This is a genomic window from Inquilinus sp. NPDC058860, from assembly GCF_042743185.1.
GTDB lineage: Bacteria > Pseudomonadota > Alphaproteobacteria > DSM-16000 > Inquilinaceae > Inquilinus.
The window spans coordinates 1-17,742 of record NZ_JBHYMS010000058.1; the positions used below are offsets into that span (position 1 = coordinate 1).

Annotated in this window: 15 protein-coding genes; 11 read left to right on the plus strand and 4 right to left on the minus strand. The window is 71.2% G+C overall.

Annotated elements, in window-relative coordinates:
• The first annotated feature begins 105 nt into the window (after window positions 1-105).
• Window positions 106-777 (plus strand): protein-L-isoaspartate(D-aspartate) O-methyltransferase, encoded by a 672-nt coding sequence (locus ACFW16_RS29145; protein ID WP_380311760.1) that lies wholly within the window; start codon window positions 106-108, stop codon window positions 775-777.
• Window positions 778-833: 56 nt separating this feature from the next.
• Window positions 834-1,748: a peptidoglycan DD-metalloendopeptidase family protein gene (locus tag ACFW16_RS29150; RefSeq protein ID WP_380311762.1), complete on the plus strand. Its 915-nt coding sequence runs from the start codon at window positions 834-836 to the stop codon at window positions 1,746-1,748.
• A gap of 1 nt (window position 1,749) precedes the next feature.
• Here the strand turns inward: ACFW16_RS29150 and ACFW16_RS29155 are convergent, their stop codons facing one another.
• On the minus strand, window positions 1,750-2,652 hold the full coding sequence (locus ACFW16_RS29155) for a LysR family transcriptional regulator (protein ID WP_380311764.1): 903 nt from the start codon (window positions 2,650-2,652) through the stop codon (window positions 1,750-1,752).
• Window positions 2,653-2,761: 109 nt separating this feature from the next.
• Between ACFW16_RS29155 and ACFW16_RS29160 the strand changes: the two genes are divergently transcribed.
• Both ACFW16_RS29160 and ACFW16_RS29165 read left to right on the plus strand, forming a co-directional pair.
• The gene (locus ACFW16_RS29160) at window positions 2,762-3,925 is read left to right on the plus strand and encodes a M20 family metallopeptidase (protein ID WP_380311766.1); all 1,164 of its coding nucleotides are present in this window, start codon (window positions 2,762-2,764) and stop codon (window positions 3,923-3,925) included.
• Window positions 3,926-3,927: 2 nt separating this feature from the next.
• Window positions 3,928-5,451: an AbgT family transporter gene (locus ACFW16_RS29165; RefSeq protein ID WP_380311769.1), complete on the plus strand. Its 1,524-nt coding sequence runs from the start codon at window positions 3,928-3,930 to the stop codon at window positions 5,449-5,451.
• 27 nt (window positions 5,452-5,478) lie between these two features.
• On the opposite strand, the gene ACFW16_RS29170 is transcribed toward ACFW16_RS29165, so the two are convergent.
• Complete coding sequence (locus tag ACFW16_RS29170) at window positions 5,479-6,342, minus strand: ATP-binding protein (RefSeq protein ID WP_380311857.1); 864 nt, start codon at window positions 6,340-6,342, stop codon at window positions 5,479-5,481.
• A 179-nt stretch (window positions 6,343-6,521) separates the two neighbouring features.
• Between ACFW16_RS29170 and yajC the strand changes: the two genes are divergently transcribed.
• Genes yajC through ACFW16_RS29185 form a run of 3 tightly spaced genes read left to right on the plus strand, consistent with a single transcriptional unit; the run spans window position 6,522 to window position 7,870 of the window.
• Window positions 6,522-6,965: a preprotein translocase subunit YajC gene (gene yajC, locus ACFW16_RS29175; RefSeq protein ID WP_380311770.1), complete on the plus strand. Its 444-nt coding sequence runs from the start codon at window positions 6,522-6,524 to the stop codon at window positions 6,963-6,965.
• Between the two features lie 22 nt (window positions 6,966-6,987).
• Window positions 6,988-7,362: an Mth938-like domain-containing protein gene (locus tag ACFW16_RS29180; protein ID WP_380311772.1), complete on the plus strand. Its 375-nt coding sequence runs from the start codon at window positions 6,988-6,990 to the stop codon at window positions 7,360-7,362.
• A 58-nt stretch (window positions 7,363-7,420) separates the two neighbouring features.
• Complete coding sequence (locus ACFW16_RS29185) at window positions 7,421-7,870, plus strand: cupin domain-containing protein (RefSeq protein ID WP_380311774.1); 450 nt, start codon at window positions 7,421-7,423, stop codon at window positions 7,868-7,870.
• On the opposite strand, the gene ACFW16_RS29190 is transcribed toward ACFW16_RS29185, so the two are convergent.
• The gene (locus ACFW16_RS29190) at window positions 7,867-9,102 is read right to left on the minus strand and encodes a flavin-dependent oxidoreductase (RefSeq protein ID WP_380311776.1); all 1,236 of its coding nucleotides are present in this window, start codon (window positions 9,100-9,102) and stop codon (window positions 7,867-7,869) included. The two genes, ACFW16_RS29185 and ACFW16_RS29190, sit on opposite strands and share 4 nt — an antisense overlap.
• 104 nt (window positions 9,103-9,206) lie before the next feature.
• On the opposite strand from ACFW16_RS29190, the gene ACFW16_RS29195 reads away from it, so the two are divergent.
• The 4 genes from ACFW16_RS29195 to ACFW16_RS29210 all read left to right on the plus strand — a co-directional run bounded on the left by ACFW16_RS29195 (window position 9,207) and on the right by ACFW16_RS29210 (window position 16,777).
• Complete coding sequence (locus ACFW16_RS29195; RefSeq protein WP_380311777.1) at window positions 9,207-10,055, plus strand: phytoene/squalene synthase family protein; 849 nt, start codon at window positions 9,207-9,209, stop codon at window positions 10,053-10,055.
• Between the two features lie 381 nt (window positions 10,056-10,436).
• A complete protein-coding gene (locus ACFW16_RS29200; RefSeq protein ID WP_380311779.1) occupies window positions 10,437-11,213 on the plus strand; it encodes an IclR family transcriptional regulator in 777 nt (258 codons plus the stop codon).
• A gap of 18 nt (window positions 11,214-11,231) precedes the next feature.
• Window positions 11,232-15,017 (plus strand): hydantoinase B/oxoprolinase family protein, encoded by a 3,786-nt coding sequence (locus ACFW16_RS29205; protein WP_380311781.1) that lies wholly within the window; start codon window positions 11,232-11,234, stop codon window positions 15,015-15,017.
• A gap of 110 nt (window positions 15,018-15,127) precedes the next feature.
• Window positions 15,128-16,777, plus strand: coding sequence for an OPT/YSL family transporter (locus ACFW16_RS29210; RefSeq protein WP_380311784.1), 1,650 nt, complete (start codon window positions 15,128-15,130; stop codon window positions 16,775-16,777).
• Here the strand turns inward: ACFW16_RS29210 and ACFW16_RS29215 are convergent.
• Window positions 16,761-17,675, minus strand: coding sequence for a LysR family transcriptional regulator (locus tag ACFW16_RS29215; protein ID WP_380311786.1), 915 nt, complete (start codon window positions 17,673-17,675; stop codon window positions 16,761-16,763). The genes ACFW16_RS29210 and ACFW16_RS29215 overlap by 17 nt on opposite strands.
• Window positions 17,676-17,742 lie beyond the last annotated feature (67 nt).

Here is a 17,742-nt window from a genome sequence, read left to right on the forward strand (position 1 = left end):
AAACCCCCTCCCCCTATCCCCCTCCCGCAAGGGGAGGGGGGACAAGAAAGGAAAGCGGCTTCGCTCCTTGCCGATTGCTCCGCTTTTCCCGACCGGTCCCCGCCCATGATCGCCGAGCCGCGGCTGATCCGCCTCCTGATGCATCTCCGCCGGTCGGGGATCACCGATCATCGCGTCCTCGGCGCGATCGAGCGGGTGCCGCGCGAGGCCTTCGTGCCCGACGCCTTCCTCGACCAGGCCTATGAGGACATCGCGCTGCCGATCGGCCATGGCCAGACCATCAGCCAGCCCATGGTGGTCGGGCTGATGACCCAGGCGCTGGAGGTCGGCGACCGCCACAAGGTGCTGGAGATCGGCACCGGCTCCGGCTACCAGGCGGCGGTGCTGGCGAAGATCTGCCGCCGGCTCTACACGGTCGAGCGGCACAAGCCGCTGCTCGACCTGGCGCTGGAGCGGATCGCGGGCTTGCGCATCAGCAACATCACCGCGCGCTGGGGCGACGGCATGAAGGGCTGGCCGGAGCAGGCGCCGTTCGAGCGCATCATCGTCACCGCCGCCCATCGCGGCGACCTGCCGCCCCTCGCGCTGACGGACCAGCTCGCGATCGGTGGTATAATCGTGATTCCCATGGGGGACGAGAAGCGGAACCAGCGTGTGGTCCGCTTCACGCGCACCGAGACCGGATTGGAGCGGGAGGATCTGTGGCCAGTTCGCTTCGTGCCGTTGCTGCCGGATCTTCCCGACGGGGAGGATGGCGGCTCCGGCCCTTCCTACTGACGACCCTCGCCGCCGCGGGCCTCGCGGCCTGCAACGTCCCGCCGGGGGCCGACGAGATGGCGCAGCGGCCGGCGACCGTCCAGGTCCAGCCGGGCGACGACGTGCTCGCCGTCGTCCGCCGCTACGACGTGTCGATGCCGGCGCTGATCGCGCTGAACGGGCTGCAGCCGCCCTATGCGCTGCAGCCCGGCCAGACCCTGCGCCTGCCGGGCGCGCCGGGGTCGGGGCCGGGACCGGCGCCGACCATCACGCTGCCGGGGGCCGTGGCGACGGCGCCGGGCGCGACGGTCCCGGGCGCGGCCGTGCCGATGGGCGGCACGCCGCTCAACACCGTGCCGACGACCGGCAACGGCCTCTCGGTCCAGCGCCTGCCTCCGCCCGGTGGCGCCGCCGCGCCCGTGGCGCCCGGCACCATGCCCCCGGCCGTGCCGGGCACGGTCCCGCCCGCGGGCGCCGTGACCGGCCCGGTGTCGCCGACGACCGGCGCCCCGACCTCGATCGTGCCGAAGCCTGCGGCTCCGGCCGCCACGGTGCCGCCGGTCGCCAGCGCCACGGTGCCGCCGCCCGCCGCGGCGCCCCAGGCCGCGGCCCGCGGCTCCGGCCGCTTCGCCTGGCCGGTGACCGGCTCGGTGATCGCCGGCTTCAACGCGCCGCTCGCCGGCAAGCCGAACCAGGGCATCAACATCTCCGCCCCGGCCGGCACGCCGATCAAGGCGGCCGGCCCCGGCACCGTCGCCTATGCCGGCAACGAGCTGCGCGGCTACGGCAACCTGGTGCTGATCCAGCACGGCGACGGGTTGGTCACCGCCTATGCCCATGCCGCGTCGCTGTCGGTGAAGAAGGGCGACCAGGTCACCGCCGGCCAGACCATCGGCACGGTCGGCCAGACCGGTGCCGTCGACGCGCCGCAGCTGCATTTCGAGGTGCGCAAGAACAGCGCGCCGGTGGATCCGAAGCAGTATCTGCAGTGAGCTAAGGCCGCTCCACCGGCGCCAGCTCGGCCAGCAGCGCGTCGCGGAAGGCCCGCACCGCGGCCGGCAGGGTGCGGCCGGCCATGGTCAGGATGTGCAGCGTGCTGTCGGTCATGCTCTCGTCGGCGACCGGCACGGCGACGAACTCGCCCAGCTCCACCCGTCCGGGATCTCGGATGGCGCTGGTGAAGTGGATGCAGCCCTCGATGTCGCTGAAGCGGCGCAGCGCGGCCATCGAGTTGGTCGACAGCACCGGCTCCAGCGCCAGCCCCTGCAGGTTGCAGCAGGCGTCGATCAGCTGCCGCTGGGTCCGGTCCGGGTCCGGCAGGGCGACCGGATGGGGCAGGGTCTCGGCCATGGCGATGCTCTCCCGCCCGGCCAGCTTGTGGCGGCGCGGCATCAGCGCGTGCATCGGCCGGCGGATCATCCGCTCCACCGCCACGCCGCGCGGCGGCGCCAGGTTGAAGCTGATGCCGATATCGGTCTTGCCGTCCTGCACCCGGCGGGCGATCTCGATGGAGGTGCCGACCCAGAGGTGGAAGGTCACGCCCGGATGGTCGCGGCGGAAGGCGGCCACGGCCTCGGGCAGGACGTCGAGCCCGAAGCCCTCGAAGCTGGCCAGCCGGACATGGCCGCGATGCGGACCCTGCAGCTCGCGGATCTCCGCGGCTGCGCGTTCGCCGTCCAGCATCGACCGGCGGGCATGGGCGGCCAGGATCTCGCCGGCGGCGCTCGGCACCATGCCGCGCGGCCGGCGCTCGAACAGTTCCGCCCCCAGCTCGCGCTCCAGCTTGGCGATCTGCCGGCTGATGGCGGAGGCGGCGACGTTCAGCCGCTTCGACGCATCCGCGATCGAACCGGACCGGGCGACTTCCAGGAAGTAGCGAAGCGCGGTGCTCTGCATGAAGGGTCTCTCGTCCGTTGCCGCATCGGCAACGCGTCGTGCGAATTATAGCGCTTGTGGCATGCGGGGCGCCTTCCTACCAGGGGCGACGAACGAAACCTGGACAGGGATGGCAGTGGACAGCTTCTCGCCCGAGGCGATCGCGGAGGCCGTGGAGACCCGCCGGCATCTGCACGCGAACCCCGAGCTGAAATACGAGGAGAGCGGCACCGCCGACCTGGTGGCGTCGCGGCTGCGCGGCCTCGGCTATGCGGTCGAGACCGGGCTGGCCGAGACCGGCGTGGTCGGGCTGCTCGACACCGGCCGGCCCGGGCCGACCATCGCCTTCCGCGCCGACATGGACGCGCTGCCGATCCTCGAGGATACGGGCTTGCCCTATGCCTCGAAGATCCCGGGCAAGATGCACGCCTGCGGCCATGACGGGCACACCGCCTCGCTGCTGCTGGCCGCAAGCGGCCTCGCCGGCATGGCCGACCGCCTGTCCGGCCGGATCAAGCTCCTGTTCCAGCCGGCGGAGGAGGGCGGGCTCGGCGCCGCCCGGATGATCGAAGCCGGGGCGCTGGACGGCGTCGCCGCGGTCTATGGCTACCACAACCGCCCGGCCTATCCGCTCGGCCGCGTCTTCGCCAAGGCCGGCCCGACCATGGGCGGCAGCTCGCTCTACGAGGTCACCATCTCCGGCAAGGGCGGCCACGCCTCGCGGCCGGACCTGGCGGTCGACCCGATCTTCGTCGGCACCGCCGTGGTGCAGGGGCTGCAGAGCGTGGTGTCGCGCCGCCTGTCGCCGCTGGAATCCGGCGTCGTCACGGTCACCCAGTTCCACGGCGGCAACAGCCACAACATCATCCCGATGGCGGCGACGCTGTCGATCAACACCCGCGACGGGTCGCCGGCCGCCTATGAGCGGATCGACCAGGAGCTGCGCTGGGTGATCGCCCAGATCTGCGAGGCGCACGGCGCCACCGCGGCGATCGAGCAGACCATGCGCATCCCCTCGGTGGTGAACGACGCCGCCGAGACCGACTTCGTGCTGGCGACCGCGCTCGACACGGTCGGCCCCGATCGCTCCGGCCGGATGGATTCGCTGCCGACCATGGGGGCCGAGGACTTCGCCTTCTACCTGGAGCAGGTGCCGGGCTGCTTCTTCTTCGTCGGCAACGGCGAGGACAGCGCCTATCTGCACCATCCCCGCTACGACTATCGCGACGAGATCCTGCCGGTCGCCGCCGGGATGTTCCTCGCCATCGCCGAACGTCGCCTGGGGGTGGGCTGACCATGACCGCCTCGACCGCCGAAGGCCGCTCCTGGATGCAGCGCTTCCTGGCCCTGATCGAGCGGGCCGGCAACCGCCTGCCGCACCCGTTCCTGCTGTTCCTCATCCTCTGCGGCGTCGTCGCGGTGCTGTCCTGGCTGATGGCGATGGGCGGCGCCTCCGGCATCAACCCGAAGACCGGCAAGGAGATCGCGGTCCAGAGCCTGATTTCCGGCGACGGCCTGGTCTTCGCCCTGACCTCGATCGCCAAGAACTACGTCAACTTCCCGCCGCTCGGCGTCATCCTGGTGATCATGCTGGCGATCGGCGTGGCCGATAAGGTCGGGATGATCGCCAGCCTGATGCAGGTCAGCGTGATCAAGGCGCCGCGGCACCTGACCACCTTCGTCATCTTCCTGGTCGGGATGTGCAGCCACCTGGCCTCCGACGCCGCCTACATCGTGCTGATCCCGCTCTCGGCCATGATCTTCCAGGCGGTCGGGCGCAACCCGCTGGTCGGCGCCGTCACCGGCTACGTCGCGGTCGGCGCCGGCTACGACGCCAGCCTGTTCATCACCCCGGTCGACATCATCCTGTCCGGCATCACCACCGGCGCGGCGCATGCGATCGACCCGAACGCCTATGTCTCGCCGCTCGACAACTACTACTTCATCGCCTGCTCGGCGGTGCTGCTGTCGCTGGTCGGCACGCTGGTGATCGAACGGATCGTCGAGCCGCTGGCCGGCACCTACACCGGCGACGTGGTGCTGACGCTGGAGCCGATCGGCGATGTCGAGGGCCGGGCGCTGAAGCGCGTCGGCTGGGTGGCGCTGGCCTTCCTCGCGGTGGTCCTGGCCGCGGTGCTGCCGGCCGGGTCGCCGCTGCGCAACGAGCAGGGCGGGCTGGTGCCGTCGCCCTTCCTCGAAGGCATCGTCGCCATCCTGGCGGTGTTCTTCCTGCTGCTCGGCTGGGTCTACGGCGCCGCGGTCGGCAAGGTGAAGAGCGCCCGCGACGTCGCCGGCTTCATGGCCGAGGCGGTGAAGGAGCTGGCGCCGACCCTGGTGCTGTTCTTCGCCATCTCGCAGTTCCTGGCCTGGTTCCGCTGGACCAATCTCGGCGAATGGATCGCGATCCACGGCTCGCATCTGCTCGACACCGGCGGGCTGGGCGGCACGCCGCTGGTGCTGGCCTTCATCCTGCTGGCCATGGTGATGAGCGTCTTCATCACCTCCGGCTCGGCGCAATGGTCGCTGATGGCGCCGGTCTTCGTGCCGATGATGATGCTGGTGGGGCTGGAGCCGGCGCTGGTCCAGGCCGCCTTCCGCATCTCGGACTCGGTCACCAACGTGATCTCGCCGATGAGCCCGTATTTCGCGGTCTGCCTCGCCTTCCTGCAGCGCTACCAGAAGGATGCCGGCATCGGCACGCTGGCGGCGATGACGCTGCCGATCTCGATCGGCTTCCTGGTCGCCTGGACCGCCTTCCTGGTGCTGTGGATCGAGATCGGCCTGCCGCTGGCCCCCGGCGTCGGGCTGTTCCTGAACTGACGGGGAGGGGCGGCGCAGGCCGCCCCTCTACTTCGCCGCCTCCAGCCGTTTGCCCAGGCGGCCGGCCAGGTCCTGGATGTACTGCCAGGCGACGCGGCCGGAGCGCGAGCCGCGGGTGATGGTCCATTCCAGCGCCTCGGCGCGCAGCGTTGCGGGATCGATCTCCAGGCCGAAGGCCTTGGCGTAGCCCTCCACCATCTCCAGATAGGTGTCCTGGTTGCAGCCGTGGAAGCCGAGCCACAGGCCGAAGCGGTCGGACAGCGACACCTTCTCCTCCACCGCCTCGCCGGCGATGATCGCGGTCGACCGCTCGTTCTCGATCATCTCGCGCGCCAGGATGTGGCGGCGGTTCGAGGTGGCGTAGAACACGACATTCTCCGGCCGGCCCTCGATGCCGCCCTCCAGGATCGCCTTCAGCGACTTGTAGCTGGCGTCCTGGCCGTCGAAGGACAGGTCGTCGCAGAACAGGATGAAGCGGCGCGGCGAGGCGCGCAGCAGGTGCAGCAGCCGGGGCAGGGAGGAGATGTCCTCGCGATGGATCTCGACCAGCGCCAGGATGCCGCCGGCCTCGCCGTTCACCGCCGCATGCACCGACTTGACCAGCGAGCTCTTGCCCATGCCGCGGGATCCCCACAGCAGCGCGTTGTTGGCCGGCAACCCTCTGGCGAAGCGGCGGGTGTTCTCCAGCAGCAGGTCGCGCTGCAGCTCGATGCCCTGCAGCAGGGCCAGATCGACCTTGCTGACCGCCGGGACCGGCAGCAGCCGCCCGTGCTCGGCGTCCCAGGTGAAGGCGTCGGCGCTGGCCAGGTCGGTCGGCGCCGGCGGCGGGGGGGCCAGCCGCTCCAGCGCATCGGCGATGCGGGTCAGCAGTTGCAATCGTGTCGGGTCCAGGTCGGCCACCGGACAGTCTCCTTCGCTTTCGGGCCCGCCGACGCTAATGATCGTGCCGCGGGCCTGTCGAGATCAACCGCCGCAGGGCTCCTCTGCCGCGGCCGCAGGCAGACCGGATTCCATTGCAACCGCAGCGCTGGCCGCTATAGTCGCGCGCGACTGCAAAGGTGGAGCGAAAGATGCTGATTTCCGAGGCTTATGCCCAGACGGCCGATGCCGGCGCGGCCGGCGGTGCCGGCATGCTGATGCAGTTCGCGCCGCTGATCCTGATCTTCGTGGTGTTCTACTTCCTGCTCATCCGGCCGCAGCAGAAGCGGGCGAAGGAGCATCGCGACATGCTGGGCGCGCTGCGCCGCGGCGACCGCGTCGTCACCGGCGGCGGCATCGTCGGCACCGTGCAGAAGGTGGCCGATGACGAGCTGACGATCGAGATCGCCGAGAATGTCCGGGTCAAGGTGATCCGCAGCACCGTGACCACCGTCCTGGCGCGCACCGAGCCGGCCAAGGGTGGCGGATCGGGCAACGGCGACAAGGACGAGGACGCCGTGCCGCCGGCCGCGGCCAACGCGCCGGCCGAGGCGGAGAAGCCGAAGGGGCTGGGCCGCTTCCTGTCGCGGAAGTGAGCTGAGCGGGGCGGCAGCGGTCATGGAGATCTCCTCCGTCATCCCGCCCGGGCGGCGGATGATCGACGGCTATCCGCCGGGCGGCTTCCGTGTCGCCGGCACGCTGTACCAGGGGCCGATGCTGATCTGGCCGGAGGGCGAGGCGCCCTGGTCGCTGGATCGGATCGAGGACCTCGACGTGGCCGCTCTCGACCCGGTGCGGCGGATCGATCCGCCGGTCGAGGTGCTGCTGATCGGCTGCGGCCCGCGCATGACGCTGCTGCCCTCCGTGCTGCGGCGGCAGATCCGCGAGGCCGGCATCGGCATGGACGCGATGGACACCGGCGCCGCCTGCCGCACCTACAACGTGCTGATCTCGGAAGGCCGGCGCGCCGCCGCGGCGCTGATCCCGGTCTGATATCGCTTTAACCCGGTCGCTTGTCTAAACTTGAAGCGAGCAGCAGGGGAGGCGCGATATGAAGCCGATGACGGCGGGCATCACCGGGGCCGCGGAGGGGATCGACAACATCACCTGGTCGATCCTGGGCCAGACCTATGTGCCGAAGCAGATCTCGGCGGACAGCTTCGCCTGGCATGCCACCTTCGGCATCGGCACCTTCGTGCCGCCGCACATCCACCCGCTGCAGGACGAGTTCCTCTACATCCTCGAGGGCAAGCTCGACTTCGTGCTGGACGGCAAGAACGCGTCGGCCACGGTCGGCGACCTGGTGCGCCTGCCCAAGGGCATCCCGCACGGCATCTTCAACAACAGCGGCGCGATCGCGAAGTCGCTGTTCTGGGTGGCACCGACCGGCCGGCTGGTCGAGCTGTTCCAGGCCATCCACGACCTGCCGCAGCAGACGCCGGAGGCGGTGGTGGCGCTGGCGGCGAAGCACGACGTCGAATTCCTGCCACCGCCCGCTTAGCGGCGCAGCTGGGCGGGCGTGAAGCCGGCCACCGTCGCATAGCCGCGGACGATCGCCTGCCTTTCCGCATGCGGCAGGACGGCCTCGATGTCCTCGAAGCCGTCCGGCGCCAGCTGCTCGATCACGTCGATCACGCCCTCCGGACCGCCGCTGCGGTTCAGCCGGACGATCTCCGCCGTCTTCGGCCGCCGGTCGGCCTCGTAGCGCTCCAGCGCGGCCACGGCATCCGGAGCGTCCGCCAGGGCGTCGGCCAGGGACCGGGCGTCGAGGATCGCCTGCGACGCGCCGTTCGACCCGACCGGGTACATCGGATGTGCCGCGTCGCCCAGCAGCGTCACCCGGCCATGGCGCCAGCGCGGCAGCGGGTCGCGGTCGCACATCGGGTACTCCCAGAACTCCGGCGTCGCCTGGACGATCTCGCCGATGTCGGCCTCCGGCAGCGCGAAGCGGCGGGCATGCGGCAGCACCTCGTCCCGCCGGCCGGGCCGCGACCAGTCCTCGCGCCGGGGCGGGGGCGTGCTGCCGTCGCCGATCCGGGCGCAGACCGCCCAGTTGGTCAGCCGCCGGTCCGGCGCGGTGCCGGGCGCGATCGGGTACAGCACCACCTTCGCCTGCATGCCGCCGGCGACGATCATCGTCCGGCCGTCCATGTATGCCGGCCAGTCGATCGCGCCGCGCCAGATCATGACGCCGTTCCAGGACGGCGGCCCCTGGTTCGGATGCAGCGTGTCCCGCACGATCGAATGGATGCCGTCGGCCGCGACAAGAACGTCGCCGCGCGCGGTGCCGGCCGGCGCGCCGTGGCGGTCGACGAAATGCGCGATCACCTCGGTTCCGCTCTGCTCGAAGCCGGCCAGGCGGCGGCCGTGGTGGATCTCGCCGCCCAGCCGCTCCCTTGCCGCCTTGTGCAGCACGCCATGCAGCCGGCCGCGGTGGATCGAGAACTGCGGCACCGGGAAGCCGGCATCCAAGCCGCGCGGCTCGCGCCACACGACCTGGCCGAAGCGGTTGGTGTACAGCAGCTCGCGGGTGCGGATGGCGACGGCGTCGAGCCGGTCGAGCAGGCCGAGCCCGGCCAGCTCCTGGATCGCATGCGGCAGGGTGTTGATGCCGACGCCGACCTCCCGCGGCTCGGTCGCCTGCTCGAACACGGCGCAGCCGATCCCGCGCGCCTGCAGCATCAGCGCCGCAGTCAGCCCGCCGATGCCGCCACCGACGATGATCGCCTTCATCGGTCGCCTCCCCTGATGTTTTCGAGCCCAAGTCTTCAGCCTGAAGCCGGCGCTGGCAAGCTCCGGTGGCGATCGGTGCCGCGAGCGGGCATATAGGGGCCGCCATGTCGACCACCGATCCCCTGGGCCAGAACGGCGAGCAGGTTCGCCGCCTCGACCACGACCGTTACCTGACCTGCCTGTTCGCCCCGCCGCCGCGCCGGCCGGCGCTGTTCGCGGTCTACGCCTTCAATGTCGAGGTGGCGAAGACGCGCGAGGTGGTCAGCCAGCCGCTGCTCGGCCAGATCCGGCTGCAATGGTGGCGCGACGCCGTCGGCGAGATCTATGACGGCCGGCCGCGGCGGCACGAGGTGCTGGACGCGCTGGCCCCGGCGGTCTGGGCCCATGACCTCAGCCGGACTCATTTCGACACCGTCATCGATGCGCGTGAGCGCGACCTGGAGGACGAGCCGCCGGCGACCCTCGCCGATCTGGAGCGCTACGCCGCCGACACCGCCGGACCGCTGCTGCGCCTGCATCTCGAGGTGCTGGGCGTGCGCGAGGATGCGGCGCATCGGGCGGCGACGGCGGTCGGCACCGCCTGGGCCCTGGTCGGGCTGATGCGCGCCGTGCCGTTCCACGCCCGGCAGAAGCGCCTGTACCTGCCGCAGGAGATCGTCTCCGCCGAGGGCGTCGACCGAGGCCTGCTGTTCGAGATGAAGCCGCATGACGGGCTGCGCCGGGCGGTGGCGCGCGTGGCCGAGGCGGCCGGGAGCCATCTGGCCGAAGCGCGGGCTTTGCGCCGCGAGGTGTCGCGGACGGCGGTATCGGCGCTGCTGTCTGCTCGCCTGGCCGACGGCTATCTGCGCCGGCTGAGCCGGGCGGGGCATGACGTCTTCTCTGCCCTGGTCCAGGAGCCGCCACCGCTGCGTCAGGCGGACCTGGTGCTCGGGGCCATGCTGGGGCGGTTCTGATCGGCCGTAGCGGCATCGGAGCCTGATGGTCCGGCGGTGAACACGATGTTCATTGCGGTCCCTCCTGATTTTGTTCATCATATGTTCTGGCTGAGAGCCATGCTTCGCGCCAGAATGATCTGCCGAGAAAACATGCTTCTGGAGATCTCGCCCCGCAGGGCACGGTATTCACACATCGATCGTCGACACCGACGGTAGGCGTGCGAACAGGTTGCCTCTCCCGCAAGCGGGAGAGGCAACCAACAGGGCCCAATGCGTGTGCGGACGAGATGTGTGAATCCGATAGCCCGGCAGGGCGAGGGTTGCCGAGCTCTTGCGGCTGTTGCTAGAGTTGCAATAGTTAGAAATCAAGTTCCATAAAATGGAACTCTGGATGGCTTCATGACTACGCTCGAAAGCGCCGCCGCTGTCCTGCGCTGCTTCTCCACCAGCCGCACCGAGCTCACGGTGACCGAGGCGTCGGCGCTGCTGTCGCTGCCGAAGAGCAACATCTCCCGCCTGCTGCGGGCGATGCGCGACGCCGGGCTGCTGGAGACGATCGGCGACACCAAGCGCTATCGGCCCGGCGCGCTGATCCTCGGCGTCGCGCATCTGTTCAGCACCACCTCGTCGCTGGTCGGCCGGGCGGATGCGGTGGTGGCCCGGATCGTCGCCGCGGTCGGCCACACCGGCTATGTCTCGATCCGCGACGGCGGCGAGGTGACCGGCCTGACCTATCATCCGGGCACCAACGTGCTGCGCGTCGCCACGCCTGTCGGCCGGCCGCTGGCGGCCCATTCCAGCGCCACCGGCCGGTCGCTGCTGGCGCGGTTGCCGGACGACCAGGTGCGGGCGCTGTTCCGGGAGCCCTGGCCGCCGGTCTCGCCAACCGCGCCGCAGAATCTCGCGGAGCTGCTGCAGCGACTGGACAAGGTCCGCCGCCTGGGCTTCGCGGAATCCCATGACGAGGCCAATCGCGGCGTCGGCGCCCTGGCCGCCGCGGTCGGATCGCCCGAAACCGGCGAGGCGGTCAGCCTCTGCATCGCCTATCCGCTCTCCACCGTCACGGCGGAGGAGCGGGAGGACATCATCGCCCGGCTGCTGGCCGGGGCACGGGAGGTCGCGGCCCTGGCCGGCGACCCGAACTGGCAGGCCGGGATCTCGGCCTCCGCAGCGTAACCAAGGAACGGATCGATCATGCGCTGGCGCATCGGCTTCGACATCGGCGGCACCTTCACCGACTTCATCCTCTATGACGGCGAGGGGCGCACGGTGAAGCTGCACAAGCGGCTGACCACGCCGCACGACCCGTCCGAGGCGGCGCTGATCGGCATCGAGGAGCTGGTGGCGATGGCCGGCATCCGGCTGGCGGATGTCGGCGAGATGGTGCACGGCACCACCCTGGTCACCAACGCGGTGATCGAGCGCAAGGGCGCCAGGCTGGGGCTGATCACCACCCGCGGCTTCCGCGACGTGCTGGAGATGGGTACCGAGCAGCGCTACGACATCTACGACCTGTTCCTGCAGTTCCCGGAGCCGCTGGTGGCCCGCCGGCTGCGTCTGGAGGTGCCGGAGCGGATGGACCGCGACGGCACGGTGGTCGAGACGCTGGACCGCGAGGCCGTCCGCGCCGCCCTGCGGCGGCTGGCGGCGGACGGCGTCGAGGCCGTCGCCGTCTGCTTCCTGCACGCCTATCGCAACCCGGAGCATGAGCGGATCGTCGGCGAGATCGCCCGCGCCGAGTTCCCGCAGCTGGCCGTGTCGCTGTCTTCCGAGGTCGTGGCCGAGCTGTGGGAGTACCAGCGCTGCGTCACCACCTGCGCCAACGCCTATGTCCAGCCGCTGATGGACCGGTACCTGCAGCGGCTTGAGCGGGAGCTGGCGGCGCGCGGCTTCACCGGCACGCTGCGGCTGATGCATTCGGCCGGCGGGCTGGTGGCGCCGGAGACGGCGCGCGCCTTCCCGATCCGGCTGCTCGAATCCGGCCCGGCCGGCGGCGGCCTGGCGACGGCGCTGTTCGGCGCCCTGGCCGGCAAGGCCGACGTCATCTCCTTCGACATGGGCGGCACCACCGCCAAGGCCTGCCTGATCGAGGACGGCCGTGCCGAGATCGCGCCGATGATGGAGGCGGGGCGGGTGCATCGCTTCAAGAAGGGCTCGGGCCTGCCGGTCAAGGCGCCGGTGATCGACATGATCGAGATCGGCGCCGGCGGCGGGTCGATCGCCTCGATCGACGAGGTCGGCCTGCTGCGCGTCGGGCCGCATTCCGCCGGGTCCGACCCCGGCCCGGCCTGCTACGGCAAGGGCGGCGTCGAGCCGACGGTGACCGACGCCAACCTGGTGCTGGGCTATTACGACCCCGGCTTCTTCCTGGGCGGCCGCATGGCGCTGGACAAGGCCGCGGCCGAGGCCGCAGTCGCGCGTGTCGCGGAGCCGCTCAGCCTGTCGGTCGAGGAGGCGGCCTGGGGCATCCACAAGGTGGTGACGGAAAGCATGGCCGCCGCCGCCCGGGTACACCTGGTGGAGAAGGGCAAGGACCCGCGCCGCTACGCCATGGTCGGCTTCGGCGGCGCCGGCCCGGCCCATGCCGCCGGCGTGGCGCGCGTGCTGGGCGTGGCCGAGGTGATCATCCCGCCGGCCTCCGGCGCGGCCTCGGCGCTGGGCTTCCTGGCGGCGCCGCTGTCCTTCGAGCTGGTGCGGTCGCACCCGGTGCGCTTCTCCGGCGAATTCGACGCCGATGCCGTCAACGGCGTGCTGGCGGAGCTGGAGGCGGAGGGCCGGCGGCGGCTGGCAGAGGCGGGTGTCGACGCGGCGGCCGTCACGGTCGAGCGCAGCGCGGACATGCGGCTGACCGGCCAGATGCACGAGATCGCCGTGCCGCTGCCGTCCGGCCCGATCGACGCCGGCAGCCTGGGGGCGATCCGCACTGCCTTCGCCGAGGTCTACACCGCCCGCTACACCTCGCTGTATGGCGGGGCCGAGATCGAGGCGATCAACTTCCGCGTCCGCTGCCTGGGTCCGACGCCGACGCTGTCGCTGACCGGCGCGGCCGGGGGTGGCGACGCCGCGGCGAAGCGCAAGGGCACGCGGCAGGCCCGCTTCGCCGACGGCACGGTCGAGGCCGTCGTCTACGACCGCTACGCCCTGGTGCCGGGCGACCGGATCGAGGGACCGGCGATCATCGAGGAGCGGGAATCCACCACCATCGTGCCGCCGGGCGATGTCGTGCGGGTGGACGAGAGCCTGAACCTGCGCGTCGCCATCGGCGTCGCCGCGCCGGTCCAGGCGCTGGTCACGGCCGAGATGCCGCTGCCCGAGGCGATGGCGCGGATCGAGGCCGACCCGATCGCGCTGGAGATCATGTGGAGCCGCCTCGTCACCGTGGTCGAGGAGATGTGGCTGACGGTCTGCCGCACCGCCTTCTCGCTGGTGATCTCCGAGGCCCAGGACTTCGCCTGCGAACTCCTGGACCCCGAGGGCGAGACGCTGGCCCATTCGCCGCGGGCGATGCCGGTGTTCAACCTGACCCTGCCGCGGGCGGTGAAGGCGCTCCTGGCCGAGTATCCGGCGGAGACGCTGCGGCCCGGCGACGTGCTGGTCACCAACGACCCCTGGCTCTGCGCCGGGCACCTGTTCGACATCGCCGTGGTCACGCCGGTGTTCCATGACGGCCGGCTGGTCGGGCTGATGGGCACGGTCGGCCACGTCTCCGACATCGGCGGCACCAAGGACAGCCTGCGCGCCCGCGAGATCTACGAGGAGGGGTTCCAGATCCCGCCGATGAAGCTGGTGGAGGAGGGGCGGCCGAATGCGACGCTGTTCCGCCTGCTGGCCGAGAATGTCCGCAACCCGGGCCAGGTGACGGGCGACATCCACTCCTTCGTCGCCGCCAACGCGATCGGCGCCGACCGCCTCGTCGCCTTCATGCGCGAATACGGCATGCAGGACCTGCGGGCCCTGGCCGCGGTGGTGCAGGGCCGGTCCGAGAAGGCGATGCGCGAGGCGATCGCGGCGCTGCCGGACGGCGTCTACCGGTCGGAGATCGAGAACAACCCGCTGGGCGAACGGCTGCGCTATCCGCTGGCGCTGACCATCGACGGCGACCGCATCACCCTCGATTTCGCGGGCGCGCCGGCGCAGCTGCCGCAGGGCGGGCTGAACTGCACCATGAACTACACCGCGGCGCATGCGACCTATCCGCTGAAATGCATGCTGACGCCGAATGTGCGTGGCAATGCCGGCTGCTACCGGCCGTTCGAGGTGAAGGCCCCGGAAGGGTCGATCCTGAACGCCACCAGGCCGATGGCGGTGAACCTGCGCACCCGCACCGGCTGGTACATCGCGCCGAACATCTTCCGCGCCCTGGCCGAGGCGGCGCCGGACAAGGTGCAGGCCTTCACCGGCCTGCCGGTGGCCGCCACCATCTACGGCCGCGACGGGGCGGGGGCGACCTATTCCGACATGCTGTTCATGGGCGGCGGGCAGGGCGCCTCGTCGCATGGCGACGGCAAGTCCGGCCTGCTGTGGCCGACCTCGGCCGCCAACACCTCGGTCGAGCTGTTCGAGACCCGCGTCCCGGTGCTGGTGCTGGAGAAGACCTATGTCCAGGACTCCGGCGGGCCGGGGCGCCATCGCGGCGGGCTGGGCCAGCGCGTCTCGCTGCGCAAGCTGGCCGATGACGGGCTGGCCACCTTCGTCGCCGTCTATCCGGAGGGGGTGAAGTCGAGCAACCCAGGCCTGTTCGGCGGCGCGCCGGGCGGTGCCGCGCGCGGTGTGGTCCGTGATGCGCAAGGCCAGGTCCTGCGCGACTGCGGCACCGGCGAACTGGTCCAGCTGAGCAAGCCGGGCGAGATCGTCGAGATCGTCCTGGCCGGCGGCGCCGGCTACGGCGACCCGGCGGAACGGCCGCGCGCGGTGCTGGACCGCGATGTCGGCGATGGCCGGGTCTCGGCACCGGCCGACGCTGACGCCAAGGCCGCATGAGCTTCTGGGCCGCGCATCTCAAGGTGCGCGGCCCTTCTCGAACAGGGTACGCCCAAGAGCCCGCATCGCGAGATCAAGGCCGCAGCCAAGCGGTCCCACCAGGAGGTTTCATGCAGCACGACCTGACCGCGGACCCCACCGCGGCACCCCCGGCCGGTGACGCCACCGGCCGCCGGCACCCCAGCGTGTTCGAGCCGGCGACGCTGGCCCTGATCATCCTGCTCTGCGTCTTCGGCGCCATCATCGGCATGCAGATCCTGGTCAGCCTCGGCGTCTCGGCGAACACCTCGCTGATCGGCGCCCTCGCCGCCATGGTGCTGGCGCGCATCCCGCTGGGCCTGTTCGCCCGCTACCGCTCGATCCATGTCCAGAACCTGGCGCAGAGCGCCATCTCCGGCGCCACCTTCGGCGCCGCCAACAGCCTGCTGCTGCCGATCGGCATCCCCTATGCGCTGGGCCGGCCGGACCTGGTGCTGCCGATGTTCGCCGGCGTCGCCCTGGCGATGCTGCTCGATGCCTATCTGCTGTACCGGATGTTCGACACCAAGGTGTTCCCGGCGACCGGCGCCTGGCCGCCCGGCGTGGCGGCGGCGGAGGCGATCAAGGCCGGCGACGAGGGCGGCCGCAAGGCGGTGCTGCTGGGCGTCGGCGTGGCCATCGGCGCCGTCGGTTCCTTCTTCAGGATCCCGATGTCGGCCTTCGGCATCGCCTTCATCGGCAACATCTGGGCGCTGGCCATGTTCGGCGTCGGCCTGCTGCTGCGCGGCTATTCCCCGCAGCTGTTCGGCGGCGACGCGTTCGCCGGCATCATCCCGGGCGGTGACCTGGCCAAGGCCTATATCCCGCACGGTGTGATGATCGGCGCCGGCCTGGTGGCGCTGCTGCAGGTCGGCGCGACCATTCTGCGCCGCGACGCCGACGGCGGCACCCGCACCCAGTCGGATGCGGCGCTGCGGCGGGCACTCGGGCTCGGCACCGCCGGCTACATCGCGCTGGCCATGCTGATCGCCGCGGCCGGCGGGCTGTGGGCCGAGCTGTCCTGGGGCATGCTGGTCGCCTTCGTGGTCTACGCCGCCTTCGCCGCCTTCGTGCACGAGCTGATCGTCGGCCTGGCGGCGATGCACTCCGGCTGGTTCCCGGCCTTCGCCGTGGCGCTGATCACCCTGGTGATCGGCATGTTGATCGGCTTCCCGCCGACGGCGCTGGCGGCGCTGGTCGCCTTCTCCGCCGCCACCGGTCCCGCTTTTGCCGATATGGGTTATGACCTCAAGGCCGGGTACATCCTCCGCGGCCACGGTGCCGACCCGGAGTTCGAGCGCGACGGCCGCCGGCAGCAGCTGCTGGCCGCCATGGTCGCCTTCCTGGTGGCCATCGTCGTCGTCTTCCTGTCCTGGGAAGCCTATTTCGCGCAGGATCTGCTGCCGCCGGTCGACCGGGTCTACGCCGCCACGATCGGGGCTGGGGTGGCGCCGGATGTGGCGCGGTCGCTCGCCCTCTGGGCGGTGCCCGGGGCTCTGGTCCAATGGCTCGGCGGGTCGAAGCGGCAGATGGGCATCCTGTTCGCCACCGGCCTGCTGCTCAACGCCCCGCTGGCCGGCTGGGCGGTGCTGGCCGGCATCGTCATCCGCTTCCTGTGGGCCCGCTGGCGCGGCGAGGAGGGGCGGAGCGAGATGGAGGTGGTCGCGGCCGGGGTGATCGCCGGCGACGCCCTGTTCAGCTTCTTCGACTCCGTCGCCAAGCCGTTCACCGGCCGTCGTTAGACGCACCCTGCCGCCGCTGCACGAAATCGAGGAAGGCGCGCAGCGGCGGCGGCATCTGACGGCGGCTGGGATAGTAGAGGTAGAAGCCGGGGAAGGGCGGCGTCCAATCCGCCAGCATCCGAACCATCCGGCCGGCCTCGACCAGCGGCCGGATCTGCAGGTCGAACAGGTAGCCGATGCCGACGCCGTCCAGCACGGCCCGGATCGCGACCTCGGGCTCGGTGACGGTGAGCGGGCCTTCCACCGCCACCTCCAGCTTCTCCGGGCCGCGCTCGAACTCCCAGCGGTAGAGGCTGCCGTCGGTCGGCCAGCGGAAATTGATGCAATGGTGATGCCGCAGGTCGCGCGGCGTCTCGGGCGCGCCGAAGCGCTCGAGATAGGAGGGGGCGGCCACCACCATCAGCTCGAGCTCGCCGCCCAGCTTCACGGCGACCATGTCGCGCTCGACCATCTCGCCGAGCCGCAGGCCGGCGTCGAAGCGGCCGGCGACGATGTCGACCAGCCGGTCCTCGACCACGATGTCGAGGGCGATGTCCGGATAGGCCTCGCGGAAGGGACCGATCAGCGGCGCCAGGCGATGGATGGCGGCGATGCGCGAGGCGTTGAGCCGCAGCACACCTGCGGGCGTGTCGCGCAGGGCCTGGACCTGGGCGACCGCGGCATCGAGATCAGCCAGGGCCGGCAGCAGGCCGGCCAGCAGCCGCGCCCCGGCCTCGCTCGGCGCCACGCTGCGGGTGGTGCGGTTCAGCAGCCGCAGGCCCAGCCGTTCCTCCAGCCCGCGGATGGTCTGGCTCAGCGCCGAGCGCGACAGGCCCAGCTGCGCCGCGGCGCGGGCGAAGCTGCCATGCTCGGCGATCGCGGCGAAGGCCCGCAGCTCGGCGTAGTCGCTGCCGCGCATTGTGCATCATTCCATTAACGGCCCATGCGGATAATGCCGCCTTCATGGACGAATGTCAGCGCGCCAT